The 21730-nt window shown below is 64.1% G+C and carries 21 protein-coding genes; 5 read left to right on the plus strand and 16 right to left on the minus strand.

Annotated elements, in window-relative coordinates:
• Positions 1 to 9 precede the first annotated feature (9 nt).
• The 5 genes from GVM20_RS03690 to GVM20_RS03710 all read right to left on the minus strand — a co-directional run bounded on the left by GVM20_RS03690 (position 10) and on the right by GVM20_RS03710 (position 3385).
• Positions 10 to 444 carry an ExbD/TolR family protein gene (locus GVM20_RS03690; RefSeq protein ID WP_234031830.1) on the minus strand — a complete coding sequence of 145 codons (435 nt, stop codon included), beginning with the start codon at positions 442 to 444 and terminating at the stop codon, positions 10 to 12.
• A 295-nt stretch (positions 445 to 739) separates the two neighbouring features.
• Positions 740 to 1171 (minus strand): ExbD/TolR family protein, encoded by a 432-nt coding sequence (locus GVM20_RS03695; RefSeq protein ID WP_166545957.1) that lies wholly within the window; start codon positions 1169 to 1171, stop codon positions 740 to 742.
• Positions 1172 to 1200: 29 nt separating this feature from the next.
• Complete coding sequence (locus GVM20_RS03700; protein WP_199799442.1) at positions 1201 to 1731, minus strand: ExbD/TolR family protein; 531 nt, start codon at positions 1729 to 1731, stop codon at positions 1201 to 1203.
• A gap of 130 nt (positions 1732 to 1861) precedes the next feature.
• Complete coding sequence (locus tag GVM20_RS03705; RefSeq protein ID WP_166545958.1) at positions 1862 to 2635, minus strand: MotA/TolQ/ExbB proton channel family protein; 774 nt, start codon at positions 2633 to 2635, stop codon at positions 1862 to 1864.
• A gap of 66 nt (positions 2636 to 2701) precedes the next feature.
• Positions 2702 to 3385, minus strand: coding sequence for an energy transducer TonB (locus GVM20_RS03710; RefSeq protein WP_166545959.1), 684 nt, complete (start codon positions 3383 to 3385; stop codon positions 2702 to 2704).
• 395 nt (positions 3386 to 3780) lie between these two features.
• Between GVM20_RS03710 and GVM20_RS03715 the strand changes: the two genes are divergently transcribed.
• Both GVM20_RS03715 and GVM20_RS03720 read left to right on the plus strand, forming a co-directional pair.
• On the plus strand, positions 3781 to 4647 hold the full coding sequence (locus GVM20_RS03715; RefSeq protein WP_234031831.1) for a hypothetical protein: 867 nt from the start codon (positions 3781 to 3783) through the stop codon (positions 4645 to 4647).
• A gap of 60 nt (positions 4648 to 4707) precedes the next feature.
• A complete protein-coding gene (locus GVM20_RS03720; protein WP_166545960.1) occupies positions 4708 to 6054 on the plus strand; it encodes a homoserine dehydrogenase in 1347 nt (448 codons plus the stop codon).
• Between the two features lie 67 nt (positions 6055 to 6121).
• Here GVM20_RS03720 and GVM20_RS03725 read toward each other — a convergent pair whose 3' ends face one another.
• Both GVM20_RS03725 and GVM20_RS03730 read right to left on the minus strand, forming a co-directional pair.
• Positions 6122 to 6763 (minus strand): hypothetical protein, encoded by a 642-nt coding sequence (locus GVM20_RS03725; RefSeq protein WP_166545823.1) that lies wholly within the window; start codon positions 6761 to 6763, stop codon positions 6122 to 6124.
• 11 nt (positions 6764 to 6774) lie between these two features.
• Positions 6775 to 7224, minus strand: coding sequence for a hypothetical protein (locus GVM20_RS03730; RefSeq protein WP_166545961.1), 450 nt, complete (start codon positions 7222 to 7224; stop codon positions 6775 to 6777).
• A gap of 262 nt (positions 7225 to 7486) precedes the next feature.
• Here GVM20_RS03730 and glpX point away from each other — a divergent pair, with 262 nt between their 5' ends.
• Positions 7487 to 8503 carry a class II fructose-bisphosphatase gene (gene glpX / locus GVM20_RS03735; RefSeq protein ID WP_166545962.1) on the plus strand — a complete coding sequence of 339 codons (1017 nt, stop codon included), beginning with the start codon at positions 7487 to 7489 and terminating at the stop codon, positions 8501 to 8503.
• 6 nt (positions 8504 to 8509) lie between these two features.
• On the opposite strand, the gene GVM20_RS03740 is transcribed toward glpX, so the two are convergent.
• The 3 genes from GVM20_RS03740 to groES all read right to left on the minus strand — a co-directional run bounded on the left by GVM20_RS03740 (position 8510) and on the right by groES (position 11841).
• The gene (locus tag GVM20_RS03740; RefSeq protein WP_166545963.1) at positions 8510 to 9655 is read right to left on the minus strand and encodes a phytanoyl-CoA dioxygenase family protein; all 1146 of its coding nucleotides are present in this window, start codon (positions 9653 to 9655) and stop codon (positions 8510 to 8512) included.
• 209 nt (positions 9656 to 9864) lie between these two features.
• On the minus strand, positions 9865 to 11496 hold the full coding sequence (gene groL, locus GVM20_RS03745; RefSeq protein ID WP_166545964.1) for a chaperonin GroEL: 1632 nt from the start codon (positions 11494 to 11496) through the stop codon (positions 9865 to 9867).
• A 57-nt stretch (positions 11497 to 11553) separates the two neighbouring features.
• Positions 11554 to 11841, minus strand: coding sequence for a co-chaperone GroES (gene groES, locus GVM20_RS03750; protein ID WP_166545965.1), 288 nt, complete (start codon positions 11839 to 11841; stop codon positions 11554 to 11556).
• Positions 11842 to 12086: 245 nt separating this feature from the next.
• Here groES and GVM20_RS03755 point away from each other — a divergent pair, with 245 nt between their 5' ends.
• Positions 12087 to 12947 carry a mechanosensitive ion channel family protein gene (locus tag GVM20_RS03755; RefSeq protein WP_166545966.1) on the plus strand — a complete coding sequence of 287 codons (861 nt, stop codon included), beginning with the start codon at positions 12087 to 12089 and terminating at the stop codon, positions 12945 to 12947.
• Here the strand turns inward: GVM20_RS03755 and GVM20_RS03760 are convergent.
• From GVM20_RS03760 to GVM20_RS03785, 6 genes are all read right to left on the minus strand, one after another.
• Positions 12944 to 14341, minus strand: a complete 1398-nt coding sequence (locus GVM20_RS03760; RefSeq protein WP_166545967.1) for an MATE family efflux transporter — start codon at positions 14339 to 14341, stop codon at positions 12944 to 12946. The two genes, GVM20_RS03755 and GVM20_RS03760, sit on opposite strands and share 4 nt — an antisense overlap.
• A gap of 220 nt (positions 14342 to 14561) precedes the next feature.
• Positions 14562 to 14933 carry a 50S ribosomal protein L7/L12 gene (gene rplL, locus GVM20_RS03765; RefSeq protein WP_101794661.1) on the minus strand — a complete coding sequence of 124 codons (372 nt, stop codon included), beginning with the start codon at positions 14931 to 14933 and terminating at the stop codon, positions 14562 to 14564.
• Positions 14934 to 15004: 71 nt separating this feature from the next.
• Entirely contained in the window at positions 15005 to 15517 is a 513-nt protein-coding gene (gene rplJ / locus GVM20_RS03770; RefSeq protein WP_166545968.1) for a 50S ribosomal protein L10, read from the minus strand.
• 407 nt (positions 15518 to 15924) lie between these two features.
• Entirely contained in the window at positions 15925 to 16161 is a 237-nt protein-coding gene (locus tag GVM20_RS03775) for a helix-turn-helix domain-containing protein (protein ID WP_160759531.1), read from the minus strand.
• A complete protein-coding gene (locus GVM20_RS03780) occupies positions 16161 to 16715 on the minus strand; it encodes a DUF2975 domain-containing protein (protein WP_166545969.1) in 555 nt (184 codons plus the stop codon). The genes GVM20_RS03775 and GVM20_RS03780 overlap by 1 nt, the downstream gene beginning before the upstream one ends.
• Before the next feature lie 23 nt (positions 16716 to 16738).
• Positions 16739 to 16876, minus strand: coding sequence for a hypothetical protein (locus GVM20_RS03785; protein ID WP_166545970.1), 138 nt, complete (start codon positions 16874 to 16876; stop codon positions 16739 to 16741).
• A 651-nt stretch (positions 16877 to 17527) separates the two neighbouring features.
• On the opposite strand from GVM20_RS03785, the gene rpoB reads away from it, so the two are divergent.
• Positions 17528 to 21727 (plus strand): DNA-directed RNA polymerase subunit beta, encoded by a 4200-nt coding sequence (gene rpoB / locus GVM20_RS03790; RefSeq protein ID WP_166545971.1) that lies wholly within the window; start codon positions 17528 to 17530, stop codon positions 21725 to 21727.
• Positions 21728 to 21730 lie beyond the last annotated feature (3 nt).

Raw genomic sequence — 21730 nt, forward strand, 5'->3', positions numbered from 1 at the left:
GCAATCGGCTCAGAAATCCTGATACCGTTCATTGCCGACGAAGGTGAAGCCTTTGGCGCCTTCCTCGCGGATCAGAGCGATGGTGCGGGCGGCGGTGCTGTAGCTGGCCTGCTTGTCCGGGGCGAAGCGCAGTATTGCCGGTGTTGTCAGCGCGGCTGCGGCGGCCACTTGTGCACGCAGGGCCTCGGCCGAGACGGTCGTGCCGTTCCACGCAAGGCGATCCGCCGCATCGATGGTGATGGTGTTCTGATCCAGCACCGGCAGGCTCGGTTCGCGGCGCTCACCCGGCAGATCGACCGGGGTGACGTTCACCTGCACCGGCATGGCGAGGATCATCACGATCAGCAGCACCAGCAGCACGTCGATGAAGGGGGTGACATTCATCTCGCTGATCGGGCGGGGGCGGGGGGCGTAGAGGTTGGCACGGGTCACGATGTGCGGCATGTTCGCTCTCCTGATGCAGAGCGGGCCTGCGGGATGGCACCCGCTCTGACTGGGCGGAGAATATCGCAAAAAGAACAGGTTGCCTAACGCGTACCGGTACGGCGTCAGCAACCCATCCTCCCTGCGGACACGATGTTCCTGAAATGTTTCACGTGAAACATTGCCACGGGCGGAGGGGCCCCCAAAGCAAAAGGGGCGCCGCGAACCTGCCGCAGCGCCCCCTTTGATGATTGTCTAACCGCTGCACGAGCGGGCGACGACTGGCCTATGACCGGTCAACCACCGGCCCAAGACCTTACTTGCCGAAGTTGCGATACTTGTCGTTGCCGACGAAGCCGAACTTGGTCACGCCCGATCCCTTGATGTCGTTCAACACCCGGGCCGACAGCGCATAGCTGGCCAGCGGCTCCGGCTCGAACTGCAATTCGGGCTCAACCGCCAGGGTCAGGCTCTGTTGCAGCGTCGCGACCAGTTCGCCTTCGGTCAGCGGGGTGCCGTTCCACAGGATCTGGTCGTTGACCGTCAGCACCACCTTGTTCTTGACCGGATCGATCGGCGGCGGATTGGTTGGCGGTTGCGGCGTCGGCAGATCGATGTCGACCGAGTGGGTCGCCACCGGGATGGTGATGATGAACATGATCAGCAGAACGAGCAAAACGTCGATCAGCGGCGTCATGTTCATTTCCATCATCGGCTCGCCGTCAAGCTTGCCTCCAGACATTCCCATGTCAGTTACTCCTTAAGTTCGCTGGCAGGTCAGCCGTTCGGATCGACGGGGTTCGAAATGAACCCGACGACCGGATAGCCGGCGCGCTGGATGTTGTAGATCGTGCCTGCAACGCACTGCCACGGGGCGTTGACGTCGCCGCGGATGTGAACCTGCGGGATATCCTCAGGATTGGCCATCAGCGCTTCGGCGCCGCCAGCCCGCTTGACGATGGCGTCAAGCTTCTTGAACGCCTGCTCCTGCAACTCATCGGACGTCACCGGGGTGATGTTGTTGATGTAGACCCGGCATTGGCCATTGCGCGAAGCGCCAGCAAAGCCCGGTTGCCCGGCGCTGATACCAGCATCGTCAGTCGCGCTGACGGTGACGAGCAGGTTTTCGACCTTGTCCTTCGATTCCAGCGACTCGAAGACCGGAATTTCCAGCTTTTCGATAGTCTGGATCGCAACCGGAACCGCGATGAGGAAGATGATCAGGAGCACCAGCATCACGTCCACCAGCGGCGTGGTGTTGATGTCGGACATGGGGGTATCGACCCCGCCTCCCGTAGAAATCGCCATTGTGAATTCCTAGCCTGTCAAAACATTGACTTGAAACGCCTACCCGGTTCCGCGGCCGTGGCAGGCCGTGAGCCGGGCAGTGGTGGGAGCGGCCACGAGGGACGCTTCCACCGACTGTCGGCCATGACGATCAGGACTTGTTGAGCGTCGGGTTGGCGGCCGGCTTGGCAGCGGGCTTGGCAGCCGGAGCAGCCGCAACCACCGCCGGCTTCACGGCGCCGTTCGAGTTCATATAGGCCAGCAGATCGGTCGAGAAGGTGCTGAGCATGGCCGCGATCTTGCGGTTGCGCGACTGCAGCCAGTTGAACGCGAACACGGCAGGCACAGCGACCAGAAGACCGATGGCGGTCATGATCAGCGCTTCACCGACGGGGCCGGCGACCTTGTCGATCGAGGCGTTACCGGCGATGCCGATGTTGATCAGCGCGCGGTAGATCCCGATCACGGTGCCGAGCAGACCCACGAACGGGGCGGTCGCACCCACGGTGGCGAGGAACGGCAGGCCGCCCGCGAGCACCGCGTTGATCGAATCTTCCGAACGCTGCAGCGAACCATGCATGTAGTCATGCGATTCCAGAGCGTCGGTCATCTTGCCGTGTTCGTCCTGGGCCTTCACCGCATCGTCGGCGAGCTGGCGCCACGGGCCGTCCTTGTCCAGCTTGGCCGCGCCTTCCTTGAGGCTCGACGCGCGCCAGAACTGGGTCTGCACGGCGTTGTACTGCTTCATCACCTTGTTCTGTTCGAACAGCTTGGTGAACATGATGTAGAACGAGCCGACCGACATGATCACCATGATGGCGAGGATCGACCAGGCAACCGGGCCGCCCTCACGCATGGCTTCGACGAAGCCAAACTTGCTTTCGGGCGCTGCATCAGCGGCGGCGGCGAGAAGGTAAAGGTTCATTGCGAAAAGTCCTTTTGAAAAGTTGTCCGTTGGCAGACGGCGCGTGCCGAATGCCGGATTGATCCGTCAGTTCAGCTTGTAGGTAATGCGCGTGGACCAGCTGGCGCTGATCGGGTCACCGGCATCGTTGAGAGCCGGGTCGAACCGTCCGTAACGTTCGAGATCCTTGCAGGCCGCAGCATCAAGGATGTCCGATCCGCTCGACGAGGTCACCGAACAGCCAGTGGCCTTGCCGTCAGCCGTCACGGTGACGCGTACGCCCACGGTGCCTTCGATTTCTTCCTGCGCAGCACGGCGCGGGTAGTTGTCCTGGATACGGGCGGCCCAGCTGCGCTGGTTCTTGGGCTGCACACCACGCGCCTTGGACGGAGGCCTCGCAACCGGCTCGGCCGGTCGCACCGGTTCCGGCGTCACGTCAGGCCTGCGGAATACCTCTTGAGGCGTTTCGCGCTGCGTGGTCGTGATCGGCGATTCCCGCGGCATTTCGATCAGCGATTCCGGCGCGTTGGGCGGCGGAGGCGAGACCGGATCGGGGGTATCAGGCTCCGGCGGCGGCGGCTCATCCGGCTCTGGCGGCGGCTCCTCTTCCTTGACTTCCACAGTGGTCACACGTTCGATCGCCTCCTTGACGGCGTCGACGGCAAGAAAGACGACCATGCCCAGACCGACACTACCGACGATCGCGAGTGCGATGATCAGTGCGACAAGCTTGGGGCCGGTCAACCCTTGTTGTTGGCTAGCGTAGGACATCCAGCGCTTTCTCTCCAAATACTAGCCGATCACGAGGATCGGCAAACTCCCCACCTCCCGGCCATAACGGCAGGTTGGCGGATCCCGGTCATTTCGGTCCTCCCACGCCGGGACAAGAAATACGGGCCAGCGCAACACGCATGGCCCGAAACCTTCCCCGGCTGGTACATTCTGAGCAAAACAACCCAGTCTGCAACCTGAACTGTTCCCGCGGCAATGTCCCCAGTCCCGCGCAATCAGTCTCTCGGGCTTTAACGGGCATCCCCTAGCCGATCAAACCCTTTTGCGGTTCATAGACAATTCACTGCGAGCCATGTGCAACAAGCGCTGCTAAATGGCGGTCAAGCGGTCGTTAGTCAGGGGCTGTCGCAGGGCCATAAGTTAAGGGTAAATTAATGCCGTTTTTCAATACGCTGAAGGTATCGATCATGGCCACCGCATGGCTTGCGCTGGTGCCGGTTGCGACACACGCACAGGTGCCTGCGCCAATTGCTGCATCGGCCTCTGATGGGCCGACATATGCCGATCTGGCGACCTTTTCTGACGCTGCGGAACTGGTCATTCGGGCGCAGATTCGCCGCCAGACGACGCTCAAGCCTGACCGCGCGCCCGGTCTCGCACCGGGATTCGCACGGTTGTATATTGAAGCCAACACGCTTGCGCTGATTGCTGGTCGCAGCACGGTGGGCGGCACGCTGGCCTATCTGGTTGACGTTCCGCTGGATGCCAAGGGCAAGGTTCCCAAGCTGAAAAAGCGCGAAGTCCTGTTGTTTGCGCGCAGTGTCCCGGGCCGCGCAGGGGAAGTGCAGCTCGTCTCTCCCGGCGCGCAGCTGACCTATACGCCGGAGCTGGAAGCCCGCCTGCGTCCGATCCTGACCGAACTTTACGCCGGGGCCAGCACGCCCCCCCGTATCACTGGAATCAGTGATGCCTTGGCGGTGCAGGGCACCTTGACCGGCGAATCGGAGACGCAGATCTTTCTGGCAACCGAAAACCGCTCGCCCGTGTCGATCACCGTGCTGCGCCGCCCGGGCCAGCGTCCGCAATGGGGTGTGTCGTGGGGCGAGATCATCGATTCGGCGGCGCGTCCGCCTGCGCCGGAGACCCTGCGCTGGTATCGCCTCGCCTGCGCCCTCCCTGCGCAGCTGCCGAGCAACGCCAACCTCGCGCGCGAGCCCGAGGAGCGACGGCTTGCGGCAGCGGATTATGCCTTCGTCCGGGAAGCACTCGGGCCGTGTGTGCGGCGGATCACCAAGGGCTGATGGCGAGCATCCGCGCTTGACCGCGCGATTTGCACGGTTAAGCGCCGCCCTCAGTCACTGATGGAGGACCGCTTGGCCGATACCGCCGCTCAACCGCCCCGCCCGAATCCGCTGCGCATTGCTATTGCCGGACTCGGCACTGTGGGTGCGGGCGTCATCCGGTTGCTCGACACCAACCGCGCCCTGATCGCCGCGCGCGCGGGCCGCGGGATCGAGGTCGTGGCGGTGAGCGCGCGGGACCGCGGCAAGGATCGCGGCGTTGATATCGCCCGCTTCGCGTGGGAAGACGACATGACCGCGCTCGCCCGGCGCGAAGATGTGGACGTGGTGGTGGAACTGGTCGGCGGCTCGGATGGGCCCGCGCTGGCGCTGTCGCGCGCGGCCTTGGGGGCGGGCAAGGGCCTCGTCACCGCCAACAAGGCGATGATCGCGCATCACGGGCTGGAGCTGGCCGAACTCGCCGAGGCGCATGACGCCGCGTTGAAGTTTGAGGCCGCCGTCGGCGGGGGCATCCCGGTGATCAAGGGATTGCGCGAAGGCACCTCTGCCAACGCGCTCACCAAGGTTTACGGCATCCTCAACGGCACCTGCAATTATATCCTGTCGGAGATGGAAGCGACCGGGGCGGACTTTGCCAATGTGCTCGCCGATGCGCAGCGGCTCGGCTTTGCCGAAGCTGACCCCGCATTCGATATCGAAGGCGTGGACGCGGCGCACAAGCTGGCGATCCTCGCCGCCATCGGGTTTGGAACACGGGTCGATTTCGCCGGCGTGCGGGTCAATGGCATCACGCAGGTGCGCGCCGCCGATATTGCGCAGGCAGCGGCGCTTGGCTTCGTCATCCGTCTGATCGGTGAAGCCGATGTGGAAGAGACGCCTGACGGCCCCCGCCTGCTTCAGCGCGTGCGTCCCTGTCTGGTCGCGCGGGGCCACCCCCTCAGCGCCGTCGACGGGCCGACCAACGCGGTCGTGGCCGAGGGCAATTTCTCCGGTCGCCTGCTGTTCCAGGGCGCCGGTGCAGGCGACGGGCCGACCGCGAGCGCTGTCGCCGCCGACCTCATCGACATTGCCCGCGACGAGGTGGGCGCGCCTTTCTCGATCCCCAGCGCGCAGCTGGCCGCGATGCCGCCTGCCGAGCCGGGTCACCGCACCGAGCGCACCTATATCCGCTTCATGGTCAAGGACCGCCCCGGCGTGCTGGCCGAACTCACGGCTGCGCTGCGGGACGGGGACGTGTCGATCGAGAGTCTGATCCAGCAAGGCCGCTCGCAGAGCGGGGGCGAGGTGATGGTGGCGATGGTCACGCACGAAGGGCCCGAGCGCTGCGTGACAAAGGCGTTGGCGCTGCTCGAAGGCTCGGACAGCCTCACGGGCGAGCCGCTGGTGCTGCCGATCCTGCCGCTATAGGGCTCAGGCTGTCTGCAATTGCGCGCGAACAAAGCCCCTTCCCTTGAGGGGAGGGGAGACAGGGACGTCATTCCTCGGGGATTCGCGCCTCCGGCAACCCCAACGCCGCCTCCTTGCGGCGGCGCTCCTCGGCGGAGAGCGGGGCATCGTCTCCATCGACCGGGGCCAACCCCTGCGCCACGCGCTCCGCGTCCGAGCCCTCGGGCGGTGGCGGGATCGCTTCCACGTCGATGATCAGCGCCGGGTCTTTGGGGCAGGGGGGTATGAAGCATAGCCCGCTGATGGTCGGCTCTCCGCGAAAGATGCCCGGTCCCGCCACATCGGGGGTGCTCGGTCCTTTTGTCCGCCCGGCATAGTCCCTCAGCCACGCCTCACGGCTCCCGCTGTAGAGCTGGCTGGTGTCGGCGGGCAGCTCGCGGCACACCACGATCTCGCCCGCGACCACCCCCGCTTCGCGCTGGTTCTCGCAGTCCTTCAGTTCGGCAGCATTGGCCGCTTCAGATTGGGTGGGCGGGGCGAGAATGTCGATCGTCTGCGGCGGATCGCTCACCCACTCATCCTCACCCAGATCAATCGGAATACGTTCGGGCGGCGATTCGGCTGTGGTTGGCGGCGGAGATCGGGGCGGCAGGCGGGAGGCTTGCCCCTGAGCCTGGGGTTGCGCGCTGGCGGCCATCAGCACCGCCGCGACAAGGCTTGCCCACACCACCGCGCGGCGCCCTAACCGCCCTTCTTCTTCGGGCGCGGCGGGGTGCTGGTCTTGATCCCCGCAGCTTCGCGCCGGGCCCGTTCCTCTTCCTCGGTCAATTCGCGCTCCTCGCCCAGCGGCGGGAGGCCGCGCGCCATGCGATCCGCGTCCGATCCGGCGGGCGCGGTGGGCAGGGCGTCGAAATCGACCGTGATCGCCACCGGCGGTGGCTTGCCGAACCCGATGCCCTTGCCATTGTCGGGAATCCCGAAAGCTTCAGGCGCACGCGGAGCGCCCTTCAGCATGGTCTCCTGCGCGTAGCGCTTCTGCGTCGCGTCGCGATCCCCGGTCAGCGGGCTTTCGCCATTATTGCCGGTTTCGCGGCACACCACGATTTCGCCGCTGATCGTGCCCGCATCGGCATCATCGCGGCATTCCTGAAGCTGCGCCTGATTGACCTCACCGCGCGGGACCGTGACCATCAGGTTGACGCGCGGGGGGGCTGGCGGGCCCTCTGCCGCAGGCGTCGGGGCCGGAGTCGGCTCAGCAGAGGGGGCATTTGTCGCTGCCCTGTCATCCTGCGCGGCCAAAGGCGCGGCGACGATTGCCGCGAAAGCCGTCAGGCCGAAGCGAAAACGGGGACCGACAGGTGTTGCATTGCTCGACAAACCCGTCTCCATCCGCTTAAGCGCCAAGGCATTCCAAAGGTAGCTGCAACAAAAGCAATAAAGGGCTGAATTGCGCATGAACTCCGCCACCGATACCGACCTCACCATTGCCGAGCAAGCCGCAGCGGACAATGCCATCCAGCGCGTGCTGGTTCTGGAAATGGTGCGCGTCACCGAAGCGGCCGCCATCGCGGCGGCGCAATTGATCGGACGCGGTGATGAAAAGGCGGCCGATGCCGCAGCCGTGGAAGCCATGCGCCGCGCCTTCGACAACCTCTATATGGACGGCACCGTGGTGATCGGTGAGGGCGAGCGGGACGAGGCCCCGATGCTGTTCATCGGTGAAAAGGTCGGCATGGGCAAAGGTCCGAAGATCGACATCGCGCTCGACCCGCTCGAAGGCACCACCATCACGGCGAAGGCCGGCCCCAATGCGCTGGCGGTGCTGGCGGCGGCGGAAGAAGGCTGCCTGCTCAACGCGCCGGATGTGTACATGGACAAGCTCGCGGTTGGCCCCGGCTATCCCGAAGGCATCATCGACCTTGCCAAATCGCCGACCGAGAACGTCATGGCGGTGGCTTCGGCCAAGGGCGTGAAGCCCAGCGAGATCAATGTCTGCGTGCTCGACCGTCCCCGCCATGCGGAGCTGATCGCGGAACTGCGCGCGCTGGGCTGCGGCGTGGTGCTGATCGGTGACGGCGACGTTGCCGGTGTGATCGCGGTGACCGACGAGGAAACCACGATCGACCTCTACATGGGCCAGGGCGGCGCGCCCGAAGGCGTGCTGGCGGCAGCGGCGCTGCGCTGCGTCGGCGGGCAGTTCAATGGCCGACTGGTGTTCCGCAACGACGACGAAAAGGCCCGCGCCCGCAAGTGGGGGATCGAGGATCTGAACCGGATCTACAAGCTTGAAGACCTCGCCAAGGGTGACTGCATCTTCGCCGCGACCGGCGTGACAGACGGTTCGCTGCTGAGCGGGGTGAAGCGCCGCCGCAAGCACACTGGCGAGATGATCCTGACGACCGAAAGCGTGGTGATGCGGGCTAGCTCTGGGACCGTCCGGTGGATCAAGGGCGAGCACCGGATCGGGTAAGCACGCCTATTCTGCCAGCGCGCGTTGGCGGGGCTCCGGCACGCTGGGTGCGGCTGCGGGCGCGATGAGCAGGTCGCCAAGGGTCAGCGGCGCGGCGATCAGGCTCGGGTGCGGGGAATAGCCATCGTGCCAGTATTTGGTGTCGATGATGTCGCGCGCGATACTCATCCCGAAGAACCGCCGCGGCCGGGTGGAGCGGTTGTCCGGCCCTGCATGCAACAAGTCGCTGCGATAGAGGATCACCGTCCCCTTGCGCGGTGCGACCTGCACCAGCCGGAACCTCTCGTCGAGCACCGCGCGCTCGCGCTGCAGCCGCCACAGAGTGCCGGGGCTGCAATGGCGCAGGCTGAACTGCGAATTCTTGCCCAGCAGAAAGCGCAGGATGTTGGGCTGGTGCTGATCCCATAGGCGCGAAAACACCCGGTCGCGGAATTCTCCCGGAGCCAGCGGCGCATCGGACGATCCGCGCATCCGCCACAGCTTGGCCAGATTGTGCCGGAAGATCGCGGCATTGGCGCGCGTGCGGAACAACTCCATCAGGCCGTAAGCCCCTCCGCCATGCTGGTAATCGGCCCCGCCATACTGGTGCGTCCCCGGCACGAACACCGTGCCCCCCTGCTCGGGTGACACATCCTCGAGCGCCGCAAACATGCTGATCACGCCTGCCGGATCGCGGTGAATATATTGGTGCGAGGATCCGAGATAGCTGGTGAAGGTCGCGATCTCGAGCACGGGGCGCGTCCGGCCGCAATACTCCGTCAGCACGCCCGCCAGCCGCTGCGCCAGCGTGGCGGCAAAGCGCGTGACCCCGGGATTTGACGGCAGCGAGCAGAAATCGCGCCGGACATAAAGATTGTCAGTCTCGCTGGCGAAGGCGCTGCGGGCGCGATCGGGATCGGCGATGGTCTGCCGCACCAGCTCAAGCCCCGCCTCGGCCTCGCTGTTGGACAGCAGCCCGGTGATGACGACGAGACCATGCGTGTCCATCATGGTGAGCGCCTGCTGGACGCAAGCATCGGTCAGCCGCCCCTCACCGTCGAGAGCGGCGGAGACTTCATAGGCCGAGGTGTCGTTGGAGATGCGCAATCCATCCATGCTGCTGGTATGGCAGGGGAAGTTCACCATCAGGTAAACGGGGGCGACTGACCTCATCTCCGTCAGCCCGTGCCAGACACGGGGCTTGGCTTCCCTGTCTGGGCCACGCACAGAAAAACCCCGGCGGATCGCTCCGCCGGGGTTTTCTTGTCTGGTGCTTGGGCCGACTCCGGCGGAGCCGGAGTCGTCAGACGGGGCCGGTGGCCCCGCTGGCCGGCCGCGGGCGAGGCGGTGCGAGCGTGGCTCGCTCCGCCCGCCCTAGCGGCTTAGAACCCCATGCCGCCCATGTCGGGCATCGGGGGCGAGGCCGGCTTGTCTTCTGGACGCTCGACGATCGCCGCTTCCGTGGTGATCAGCAGGCCAGCAACCGAGGCTGCGTCCTGCAGCGCGGTGCGGACGACCTTGGTCGGGTCGATCACGCCGGCCTTCACCAGGTTTTCGTAGACGTCGGTCGACGCATTGAAGCCCTGCGTTTCGTCATTCTCGCGCAGCAGGTTGCCTGCAACGACGGCGCCATCATGGCCGGCGTTCTGGGCGATCTGCTTGATCGGGGCGGTGATCGCCTTGCGGATGATGTCGATGCCGCGGGTCTGGTCTTCGTTCGCACCCTTGAGGCCTTCGAGAGCCTTGGTGGCGTACAGCAGAGCCGTACCGCCGCCGGGGACGATGCCTTCTTCCACCGCAGCGCGGGTTGCATGAAGCGCGTCATCGACGCGGTCCTTGCGCTCCTTCACTTCGACTTCGGTCGCGCCGCCAACCTTGATCACGGCCACACCGCCAGCGAGCTTGGCGAGACGCTCTTGCAGCTTCTCACGGTCGTAATCGCTCGAGGTGTTGTCGATCTGGGTGCGGATTTCGGCCACGCGCGCCTTGATGTCATCGGCAGCGCCGGCGCCATCGACGATGGTGGTGTTGTCCTTGTCGATCGAGACCTTCTTGGCCTGACCGAGCATGCCGACGGTGACGTTCTCCAGCTTGATGCCGAGGTCTTCGCTGATCATCTCGCCCTTGGTGAGGATCGCGATGTCCTGCAGCATCGCCTTGCGACGATCGCCGAAGCCCGGAGCCTTGACGGCCGCAACCTTCAGGCCGCCGCGCAGCTTGTTGACCACCAGGGTCGCCAGCGCTTCGCCTTCGATGTCTTCAGCGATGATCAGCAGCGGACGGCCCGACTGCACCACAGCTTCGAGGATCGGCAGCATCGCCTGGAGGTTCGACAGCTTCTTTTCGTGGATCAGGATATAGGGGTTATCCAGTTCCACGGTCATCTTGTCGGGGTTGGTGATGAAGTAGGGCGACAGGTAACCACGGTCGAACTGCATGCCTTCGACGACATCGAGTTCGAATTCGAGGCCCTTGGCTTCCTCGACGGTGATCACGCCTTCCTTGCCGACCTTTTCCATGGCTTCGGCGATCTTCTCGCCGACTTCACGGTCGCCATTGGCCGAAATGATGCCGACCTGCGCGATTTCCGACGAATCCGAGACGTCCTTCGAACGGCTCTTGAGGTTTTCGACCACGGCGAGCACGGCCTGATCGATCCCGCGCTTGAGATCCATCGGGTTCATCCCGGCAGCAACCGACTTCATGCCTTCGGTGACGATGGCCTGAGCGAGCACGGTGGCGGTGGTGGTGCCGTCACCGGCGCTGTCGTTCGCCTTGCTGGCGACTTCGCGCAGCATCTGGGCGCCCATGTTCTCGAACTTGTCCTTGAGTTCGATTTCCTTGGCGACGGTGACGCCGTCCTTGGTGATGCGGGGTGCGCCGAAGCTCTTGTCGATGACGACATTGCGGCCCTTGGGGCCCAAGGTCACCTTGACGGCATTGGCGAGGATATCGACGCCGCGAAGAATGCCTTCGCGGGCTTCGCGGCCGAACTTTACGTCCTTGGCTGCCATGATTGTTTCTCCTGAGATGAGGTTACGAGTTGAAAGAAGCGATGATAATCAGGGGCTTCAGCCCATGATCCCCATGATGTCGCTTTCCTTCATGATCAGCAGGTCTTCGCCGCCGATCTTGACTTCGGTGCCCGACCACTTGCCGAACAGGACGCGGTCGCCGACCTTGACGTCGAGCGCGATGCGCGCGCCGGAATCGTCGCGGTTGCCTTCGCCAACGGCGATGACTTCACCTTCGCTCGGCTTTTCCTGGGCGCTATCGGGGATGATGATGCCGCCAGCGGTCTTCTGGTCGGCTTCGATGCGACGGACCACAACGCGGTCGTGCAGCGGACGAAATGCCATTGTTATGACCTTTCCTTAAATGGGTGAGGTTGCTTGGCACTCTCCCTCTGAGAGTGCCAACGGGGAGGCATTTGGTCGTGGGGGGCGAATGAATCAACCCCTCGGCCCGCAAAAAATTTCACTCGGCGGGCGAATTGGCCGCCGGGGTGGCCAGCGCCAGCTTGCTTCGTTATCGAACCGGCTTCGCCCCTTCCGTTCCCGCCGCGTCCCCTGCGCGGACCCGTCACCTGGAGCCTGTTCGCCCGATGAGTGCCCCCAAGCTTCCGCCCAAGATTGCCACCCGTCTCGGCGACGAGATCGATATGGCCACCCGCGCCTGGCAGTGGTTGATGGACAGCATCCCGCAGATCGCGGGCGCAATCGCGGTGCTGGTCATCGGCGTGATCCTGGCGCGGCTGCTGTCGCGCGGCGCGGACCGCGCCTTGACCCGGTCGGGCAGAATCGAGCCGACGGTCGCCAAGTTCCTCAGCAACATCATCAAGTATGCTCTGTGGGTGGTGGTTGCCGTTACCGTGCTGACCCAGTTCGGGGTGCAAACCACCAGCATCATCGCGGCCTTGGGCGGCCTCGCGCTGGCGGTGGGCCTCGCGCTGCAAGGCACGCTCAGCAATGTCGCGGCCGGCGTCATGATCTTGATCCAGCGCCCGTTCCGCGTCGGCGAATACATCACCGCCGGTCCGGTGGCAGGTACGGTGCAGGCGATCGGCCTGTTCACCACCGAGATGCTTCAGCTCGACGGGCTTTATGTCATGGTCCCCAACAACGAGCTGTGGAACAAGGCAGTGGTCAATTATTCGCGCCTGCCGACGCGGCGGTTCGAGCTTGTGGTGCCGATCAACTACGAGGACGACCTGCGCGCCGCGCGCGCCGCGATGCTGGAGCTGGCAACCGCCGATCCGCGGGCGCTGGCCGAGCCTGCACCGGTCGCCTTTGTCGCGGGGCTTGCCGATAACTCGGTGCGCGTCGGCCTGCGGGTGTGGTGCAAAGCTGGCGATTATCTCGCCCTGTCATGGGCCTTGAACGAAGGCGTGAAGCTGAAATTCGACGAGCTTGGGCTGACGATCCCGACCGGTGTTGCCCCGGCGGCGGCCGCTCCGCCGCGCTAGGCTGCTGCCTCGTAGCGCGTCAGCCCCAGGGCGTCGCGCCGCGCCCAGCGCCACAGCAGGCCCGCTGCGGCGAAGAACAATCCGGTCGCCAGCCCGATCCATACGCCCGTCCCTTCGAGGGCGGTGTAGAACCCGAGCCCGATCGCGCAGCCGAACCCCGGCACCCAATAGCTGAAGATCGCGATCCACATCGGCACGCGGGTGTCCTGAAGCCCGCGCAGCGCGCCCGCCGCCACCGCCTGCACGCCGTCCGCCAGCTGGAAGATCGCGGCCAGCGTCAGATATTGCAGCGCGAAGGCGACCAGAGCCGCGTTGGCGGGCAGGGCCGGGTCGATATAGATCGTCAGGAGTAGGGTCGGCATCACCACCATCGCCAGCGCGGTGGTGGTCATGAAGCCCGTGCCGATGCCAATCGCCACCCAGCCCGCGCGCCCGGCGGCGATGCGGTCGCCCGCCCCGTGATGATAGCCGACCCGGATGGTCGCCGCCTGCGCGGTGCCGAACGGGATCTGGAACGCCAGTGCTGCCAGATTGAGCGCCAGCGTGTGCGCGGCGAGCTCGGTCTCGCCGATCCGGCCCATCAAAAGCGCTGCCCCGCTGAACAGCCCCGCCTCGGCCATCACGGTCAAGGCAATCGGCGTGCCGATCACCATGATCTGCTTGAGCCGCGTCCATTCGGGTCGCCACCAGCGGCCGAAAATGCGGTAGCGTCGCAAACTCCGGTCGCGTCGGATCACAACAACATAGGCGATCAGCATGGCGAGCGCGGTGATCACGCTCGACAGCGCGGAGCCCATAAGGTCGAGCGCGGGCAGTCCGAGATTGCCGAACACCAGCGTCCAGTTGCCGAGCACATTCGTCCCCAGCGCCAGCAGCGTGATCGTGGTGGCATAGCCCGGCTTGCCCAGCGCGGCGACGAAGATGCGGAACACGCCTGCCAGCACCATGGGGATCATCGCCCATGACAGGACCGCGAGGAAATCGCCCGCCATAGCCGCGATCTGCGGGTCCTGCCCGCTGGCCAGCAAGAGTGCCTCGCCGCTGAAGCAGACGGCCATGCCGACCAGCCCGAAGCCGACCGCGGCCCACATTCCCATGCGGACCGTGCGGCGAACTTCGCGCACCGAATGCAGCTTGCGCCCGCGCTCGGCCGCGATCAGCGGCGCGCAGGCGCCGATCAGTCCGGTCATGGCCCAGACCGTCAGGCCGAAGATGGCGATGGCGAGGCTGGAGGCGGCCAGCGGCTGATCGCCGAGCCGGGCGATGAACACCACGTCGACCGCGTGGATCAGCATCTGCAACAGGTTCGTGGCGGCAAGCGGCACGGCCAGCCCCAGCGTCGCGCGCAGTTCCTGCCCCCAGCTGGGCGTTTGAAGGGTGTGTGTCTGTTGCATGATCGGTTCATTGCCCGCAGCTGGCGAGCCGGCCCGGATAGGCGCGGCGGCGATTCGGGGGAAGTGCAAATACCGCCGCCGGCCGAAGGGCGTCAGCGCGGCTGGAATGCGGGGGGGGCAGGCGGTGCGCACCGAGGGCCGCAAAAAGGGCGACACCATCGCTGGCGCCGCCCTCCTATCTGCGAGTGCTTCAAGACACCCGCAAAACTTGCGATGAAGATTACTTGAGTTCGACGGTGCCGCCGGCTTCTTCGATCTTCTTCTTGATGTCTTCGGCTTCCGCCTTGTTGACGCCTTCCTTGATGGCCTTCGGAGCCGATTCCACGAGGGTCTTGGCTTCGGTCAGGCCCAGGCCGGTGATGGCGCGGACTTCCTTGATGACCTGGATCTTCTTCCCGCCGTCGCCGGTCAGGATGACGTCGAATTCGGTCTGCTCTTCGACAGCTTCGGCAGCAGCGGCGGGGCCAGCGGCAACCGCGACAGCAGCAGCGGCGCTCACGCCCCATGCTTCTTCGAGGGCCTTGGCAAGATCAGCCGCCTCGAGGACGGTCAGCTTCGAAAGTTCTTCAACAAGCTTGGCGATATCGGCCATGATGGTTCACTCCAAATTGTGGCGGGGCAAATGCGCCCCAATAGATTGTTTCGTAAAACGAAAAACGTCTCTTAGGCTGCCTTGTCCGCGTAAGCGGCAAACACACGAGCGACCTTGGCGGCGGGTGCGGTAACGACCTGGGCGATCTTCGTCGCAGGTGCGTTGACCAGACCGATGAGCTTGGCGCGCAGTTCGTCGAGGCTGGGCATCGAGGCGAGTGCCTTGATCCCGGCTTCGTCGAGAACGACCGAACCCATCGAACCGCCGACGATTTCGAGCTTGTCATTCGTCTTGGCGAATTCGACAGCGGCCTTGGCAGCCGCGACCGGGTCAGTCGACCAGGCCAGCCCGACCGGGCCAGTGAGCATGTCACTGATCCCGACATAGTCGGTGTTTTCAAGAGCGAGATTGGCGAGACGGTTCTTCGCAACCTTGTAGGTAGCGCCAGCATCGCGCATCTTCAGACGCAGGGCGGTGGACTGAGCCACCGTCATGCCGAGGTTGCGGGTGACGACCACCACGGCAACCTCGTTGAAGACCGCATTGAGCTGGGCAACCGCGTCGGCTTTCTGCGAACGATCCATGCCATACTCCTTCACAAATGATCGGGCAGGATGGCTCCTGCACGATCGGCTACGTTTGTCCGCGCACGGGGCCGAAGCTCCGAACACGGGCGAGTCCGTCGAAAGGGAAGGAGGGTGTGCGCCGGCATCATGGCAGGCACGCGAGCAAACAGCATAGGGCTGCCTGCGAAATCTCGTTTCCCCGTCTAGGCTGGAAATTAAGAAGGCCCAATTGCCTTCACCAACGGTCTCGGACGGATGACCCCCGAAGGGATCGCGGCGGCCAATAAGGATTTGCCAGCGTGGGTCAAGCAAAAGCAGCGAGTCTCCGCCTTCAATGCTGTGAGCCCCCGCGCAGGCGGAGGCCCCAGTCGGAGTGGCGCAAGCCATCCTGAGGTCCCTGCCTGCGCGGGGACTCGCATCATGCTCTACTCCGCTTCGTAAGCGAGCAGGTCGCCCGGCTGGCACTCCAGCTCGCGGCAGATCGCGGCGAGGGTGGAGAAGCGGATTGCCTTGGCCTTGCCGGTCTTGAGGATCGACAGGTTGGCCAGCGTCAGATCGACCCGCTCGGCCAATTCGGTCAGCGTCATGCGGCGGGCGTAGAGCAGGTCGTCAAGCTTCACCATGATGCGGGTTCCTTCGAGATCATCGTTGATGGGGGGCATCACACGGTCCCTTCGAGGTCTTCGCGCATCGCTGCGCCGTGGCGGAACACGCGGGCGAGGATGAACAGGATGATGACGAGGAGGATCCCGCTAAGGTCGATCCCGCTGCTGACTTCGATATGGGAGCTTTCGCCCAGATCATCCGCAAGCTCGACCAGATTGAGCGCCAGTGGGATCGCGGCCAGCACCAGCAACTGCACGCCCAGCATCAGCCATGCCATCAGGCTCAGCCTTTCGGCGTTGACCGGCACGAAGGGATCGCCTTCGCCCACGGTGTTGATGATCGCGCGCAGCCGGCCGAAGAAAACGAACAGCGTGGCGACGATCGCGAGGCCGATCAGCATGATGCCGAAGATGGTGAGCGTCGGGAAGACGACACCTTTGAAGTCCGGGTCGGCCAGCATCTCGGCCTGGATGGTGTCCTGGAAGAAGGCAATGGCGCCGAGGGCGATGACCAGCGCGGCGGCGCCGATCACCATGGCGCCTTGCATCATAACGGTAACGACCTTGCCGGCGAGCAGCAGGAGATCGGAGGTTCTATCGGGCTTGGTCATGGGACAGCTCCTGTTGGCGGGCGTCAGGCCAGATCGGGCAGGTTGAGCGCGGCAGGCGCAGCGGCCTCTGCCGGGGGCACGGTGACGATCGCGCCGATCGACGCGAGCGAGAGGACAAGGGCAGCGCAGGCGGCCAGTGCGGTGTTGGCAATGCTGTTCATATCGATTTCCTTGGTTGGGCACATCGTGATTCGATAAAACTTCTCTAATCCGATTCGCGACATATCGTCAATCAATAATATTGAAAAACGATATTGTTCGCGTTGAATTTCGGCAAACCCTGCGTCAACATGCGGACAAAGGTGACACCGTGTCACCTTCCCAACATGCCAATCTATCGTGTTTAATCAGTGCATTAAGAGGCGCTTTGCGAAGCGGACAGACAGATATGTGCGGCGCGAAAGCGCGGGGTGTGGCTGGAGGAGCGGGCGGTGAACCTTGAGAAAGAACCGGACGAACGAACATCAAGACAGCCTGCGCCTGCGAAGGGGTGGTAGGAAAGACCTGCTGTCGTCCGTCCCGATTCGCCCCGGCACGGCGTTGACATCGGCCGGGCGCGCTCCTACATCGCGCGCTCTCGACCGCTTCGAGCAAGGCTGATTCATGCGCGGGAATCGGCCTCAGGATGGAAGCGGCGCAGGCCATTTCGCGACGCAAAACAGAATGCTGCTGCCAGCACCGACCGGATAGTCGGGGTTGGCCATGCGGCGTTTGTGCGTTGGAATGGCCGGATTTTCGCGTGGAACGACAGCGATTTTTCCCGTCCGCGCGAGCCTCTCTCGCGTGGCCCAATCAAAGAGGCCTACTCCTCCATGGCAACCAAGGCGAAGCCGCCCGTCACTCGCAGCCGCAAGGCGCAGGGCACCGCTAAGAAGCGCATCCGCAAGATCTTCGGCGACATCCACGAAGTGGTGCAGATGCCGAACCTGATTGAGGTTCAGCGCGAAAGCTACGAGCAGTTCCTGCGGTCGGACAAGGCGACAGGCTACGTCTCGGGCCTCGAAAAGACCCTGCGTTCGGTGTTCCCGATCCGCGATTTCGCCGGCACCGCCGAGCTTGATTTCGTGCATTACGAACTCGAAGAGCCCAAGTACGACACCACCGAGTGCCGTCAGCGCGGCATCACCTATGCCGCCCCGATGAAGGTGACGCTGCGCCTGATCGTGTTCGAGGTGGATAGCGAGACCGAAACCCGCTCGGTCCTCGATATCAAGGAGCAGGACGTCTACATGGGCGACATGCCCCTGATGACGGACAACGGCACCTTCATCATCAACGGCACCGAGCGTGTGATCGTCTCGCAGATGCACCGTTCGCCGGGCGTGCTGTTCGATCACGATCGCGGCAAGACCCACTCGTCGGGCAAGCTGCTGTTTGCGGCCCGCGTGATCCCCTATCGCGGTTCGTGGCTCGATTTCGAATTCGACGCCAAGGACATCGTCAACGTCCGTATCGACCGCAAGCGCAAGCTGCCGGTCACGGCGCTGCTCTATTCGCTCGGCCTCGATGCCGAGGATATCCTGCATCACTTCTACAACACCGTGGTGTGGGAGCGCGCCAAGGATGGCTGGAAGATTCCGTTCCAGGCCGAAGCCTGGCGCAATGCCAAGCCGACCTTCGCGCTGGTCGATGCGGCCACCGGTGAGGAAGTGTTCCCCGCCGGTCTCAAGATCTCGCCGCGCGCAGCCAACAAGGCCGCCAAGGATGGCCTGAAGGAACTGCTGCTCCCCACCGAGGAAGTCGTCAGCCGCTACGCTGCGGGCGACATGATCGACGAGAGCACGGGTCGCATCTACATCGAAGCTGGCGACGAAGTGACGCTCGAGCATATCGAGACGCTCGACAAGGCCGGGATCGATACCCTGCCGCTGCTCGACATCGATGAAATCAACACCGGCCCGTGGATCCGCAACACGCTGAAGGCCGACAAGGCCGAGAACCGCGACGAAGGTCTGGAAGCGATCTACAAGGTCATGCGTCCGGGCGAACCGCCGACGAAGGAAACCGCCGAAGCGCTGTTCGAAGGCCTGTTCTTCGATGCCGAGCGTTACGACCTCTCGGCTGTTGGCCGCGTGAAGCTCAACATGCGTCTCGGCCTCGAGTGCGAAGACACCATCACCACGCTGCGCAAGGAAGATATCCTCGCGGTGGTGAAGGAGCTTGTCGGCCTCAAGGACGGCAAGGGCGAAGTCGATGACATCGACAACCTCGGCAACCGCCGCGTGCGTTCGGTGGGCGAGCTGCTGGAAAACCAGTACCGCGTCGGCCTGCTGCGCATGGAACGCGCCGTGAAGGAGCGTATGAGCTCGGTCGATGTGTCGACGGTGATGCCGAACGACCTCATCAACGCCAAGCCCGCTGTGGCGGCGGTGCGCGAATTCTTCGGCTCCTCGCAGCTGTCGCAGTTCATGGACCAGACCAACCCGCTGTCGGAAGTCACCCACAAGCGCCGCGTTTCGGCCTTGGGCCCGGGTGGTCTCACCCGTGAGCGCGCAGGCTTCGAAGTCCGCGACGTTCACCCGACCCACTATGGCCGCATCTGCCCGATTGAAACGCCGGAAGGCCCGAACATCGGTCTGATCAACTCACTCGCGTCGTTCAGCCGCGTCAACAAGTATGGCTTCATCGAAACGCCGTACCGCAAGGTGATCGACGGCAAGGTGACCGCCGACGTGATCTACCTTTCCGCGATGGAAGAGCAGAAGCACACCGTGGCGCAGGCCTCGGCTGAGCTGAACGAAGACGGCTCGTTCGTCGAAGAACTGGTCTCGGCGCGTCACAACGGCGACAACCTGATGGCGATGCGCGAGCACGTCACGCTGATGGACGTGTCGCCGAAGCAGCTGGTTTCGGTCGCGGCCTCGCTCATTCCGTTCCTGGAAAACGATGACGCCAACCGCGCGCTGATGGGCTCGAACATGCAGCGCCAGGCGGTGCCGCTTGTGAAGGCCGAAGCACCGTGGGTCGGCACCGGCATGGAAGAAACCGTGGCGCGCGACTCGGGCGCGGCGATTGCGGCCAAGCGCGGCGGGATCGTCGACCAGGTCGACGCGACCCGTATCGTGATCCGTGCGATCGGCGATGTCGAACCCGGCCAGTCGGGCGTCGACATCTACACGCTCCAGAAGTTCCAGCGTTCGAACCAGAACACCTGCATCAACCAGCGTCCGTTGGTGAAGGTGGGCGATGTGATCGAACAGGGCGACATCATCGCTGACGGTCCCTCGACCGATCTGGGTGAGCTGGCGTTGGGCAAGAACAGCCTCGTCGCGTTCATGCCCTGGAATGGCTACAACTACGAAGACTCGATCCTGATCAGCGAACGCATCGTGAAGGATGACGTCTTCACCTCGATCCACATCGAGGAGTTCGAAGTCATGGCGCGTGACACGAAGCTCGGGCCGGAAGACATCACCCGCGACATTCCCAATGTCGGCGAGGAAGCGCTGCGCAACCTCGACGAAGCGGGCATTGTCTATATCGGTGCGGAAGTGCATCCGGGCGATATCCTCGTCGGCAAGATCACGCCCAAGGGCGAATCGCCGATGACCCCGGAAGAAAAGCTGCTGCGCGCGATCTTCGGCGAAAAGGCGAGCGACGTGCGTGACACCTCGCTGCGTCTGCCGCCGGGCGTTGCGGGCACCATCGTCGAAGTCCGGGTGTTCAACCGCCACGGGATCGAGATCGATGACCGTACCCGTGCGATCCAGAACGAGGAAATCGAACGCCTCCGCAAGGACGCGGCCGACGAACGCAACATCCTCAACCGTGCGACCTACAACCGCCTGCGGGACATGCTGATCGGCCAGACCGCATCGGCTGCCCCCAAGGGTGCGAAGAAGGGCGTGGAGATCACCGCCGAGATGCTCGACGAGCTCGAGCGCTTCGAATGGTTCAAGTTCGCCGTCGCGGATGATGGCCGACAGGCGCAGATCGAAGCGGTGAAGACCCAGTACGACGAAGCCGTCGCGGTGATCGATGCCAAGTTCCATGACCGCAAGGAAAAGCTGGAACGCGGCGATGAACTCGCTCCGGGCGTGCTCAAGATGGTCAAGGTGTTTGTCGCGGTGAAGCGCAAGCTGCAACCGGGCGACAAGATGGCCGGTCGCCACGGGAACAAGGGCGTGATCAGCCGCATCCTGCCGATCGAGGACATGCCGTTCCTCGAAGACGGGACCCCGGTCGATCTCGTGCTCAACCCGCTGGGCGTGCCGTCGCGTATGAATGTCGGTCAGATCTTCGAGACGCACCTCGGCTTTGCCGCGCGTGCCCTCGGCCACGAGATCAAGGACATGCTGGACGCCTGGCGCGCTGCCAACCCGAATGCTGCCGAAGATTACGCCGGCGTGAAGCCCCCCGAAGCGGTGGTCGATCGTCTGAAGGACATCTACGGCGACCAGTATTTCGAGGATCTCGACAGCCGCACCACGGCCGATATCGTCGAACTGGCGGGCAACCTTGCGGCTGGCGTGCCGATGGGGACCCCGGTGTTCGATGGCGCACGCGAACCGGACGTGTCGGAAATGCTGATCAAGGCCGGGATCGACTCTTCGGGTCAGTCCACGCTCTATGACGGCCGCACCGGCGAAGCGTTCGACCGCAAGGTCACCGTGGGCATCATCTACATGCTCAAGCTGCACCACTTGGTCGACGACAAGATCCACGCGCGTTCGATCGGGCCGTACAGCCTCGTCACCCAGCAGCCGCTGGGCGGTAAGGCGCAGTTCGGCGGCCAGCGCTTCGGCGAAATGGAGGTCTGGGCGCTCCAGGCCTACGGCGCCGCCTACACCTTGCAGGAAATGCTGACGGTGAAGTCCGATGACGTGGTCGGCCGCACCAAGGTCTACGAAGCGATCGTCAAGGGTGACGACACCTTCGAGGCCGGCATCCCTGAGAGCTTCAACGTGCTCGTCAAGGAAATGCGCTCGCTGGGTCTGAACGTCGAACTGAAGTCGATCCTCGATGACGAGGACGCCGACCAGACCGACTACAGCGCGATTGCAGCGGAATAAGGC

Source organism: Porphyrobacter sp. SLTP (assembly GCF_009905735.1).
Taxonomy (GTDB): domain Bacteria; phylum Pseudomonadota; class Alphaproteobacteria; order Sphingomonadales; family Sphingomonadaceae; genus Erythrobacter.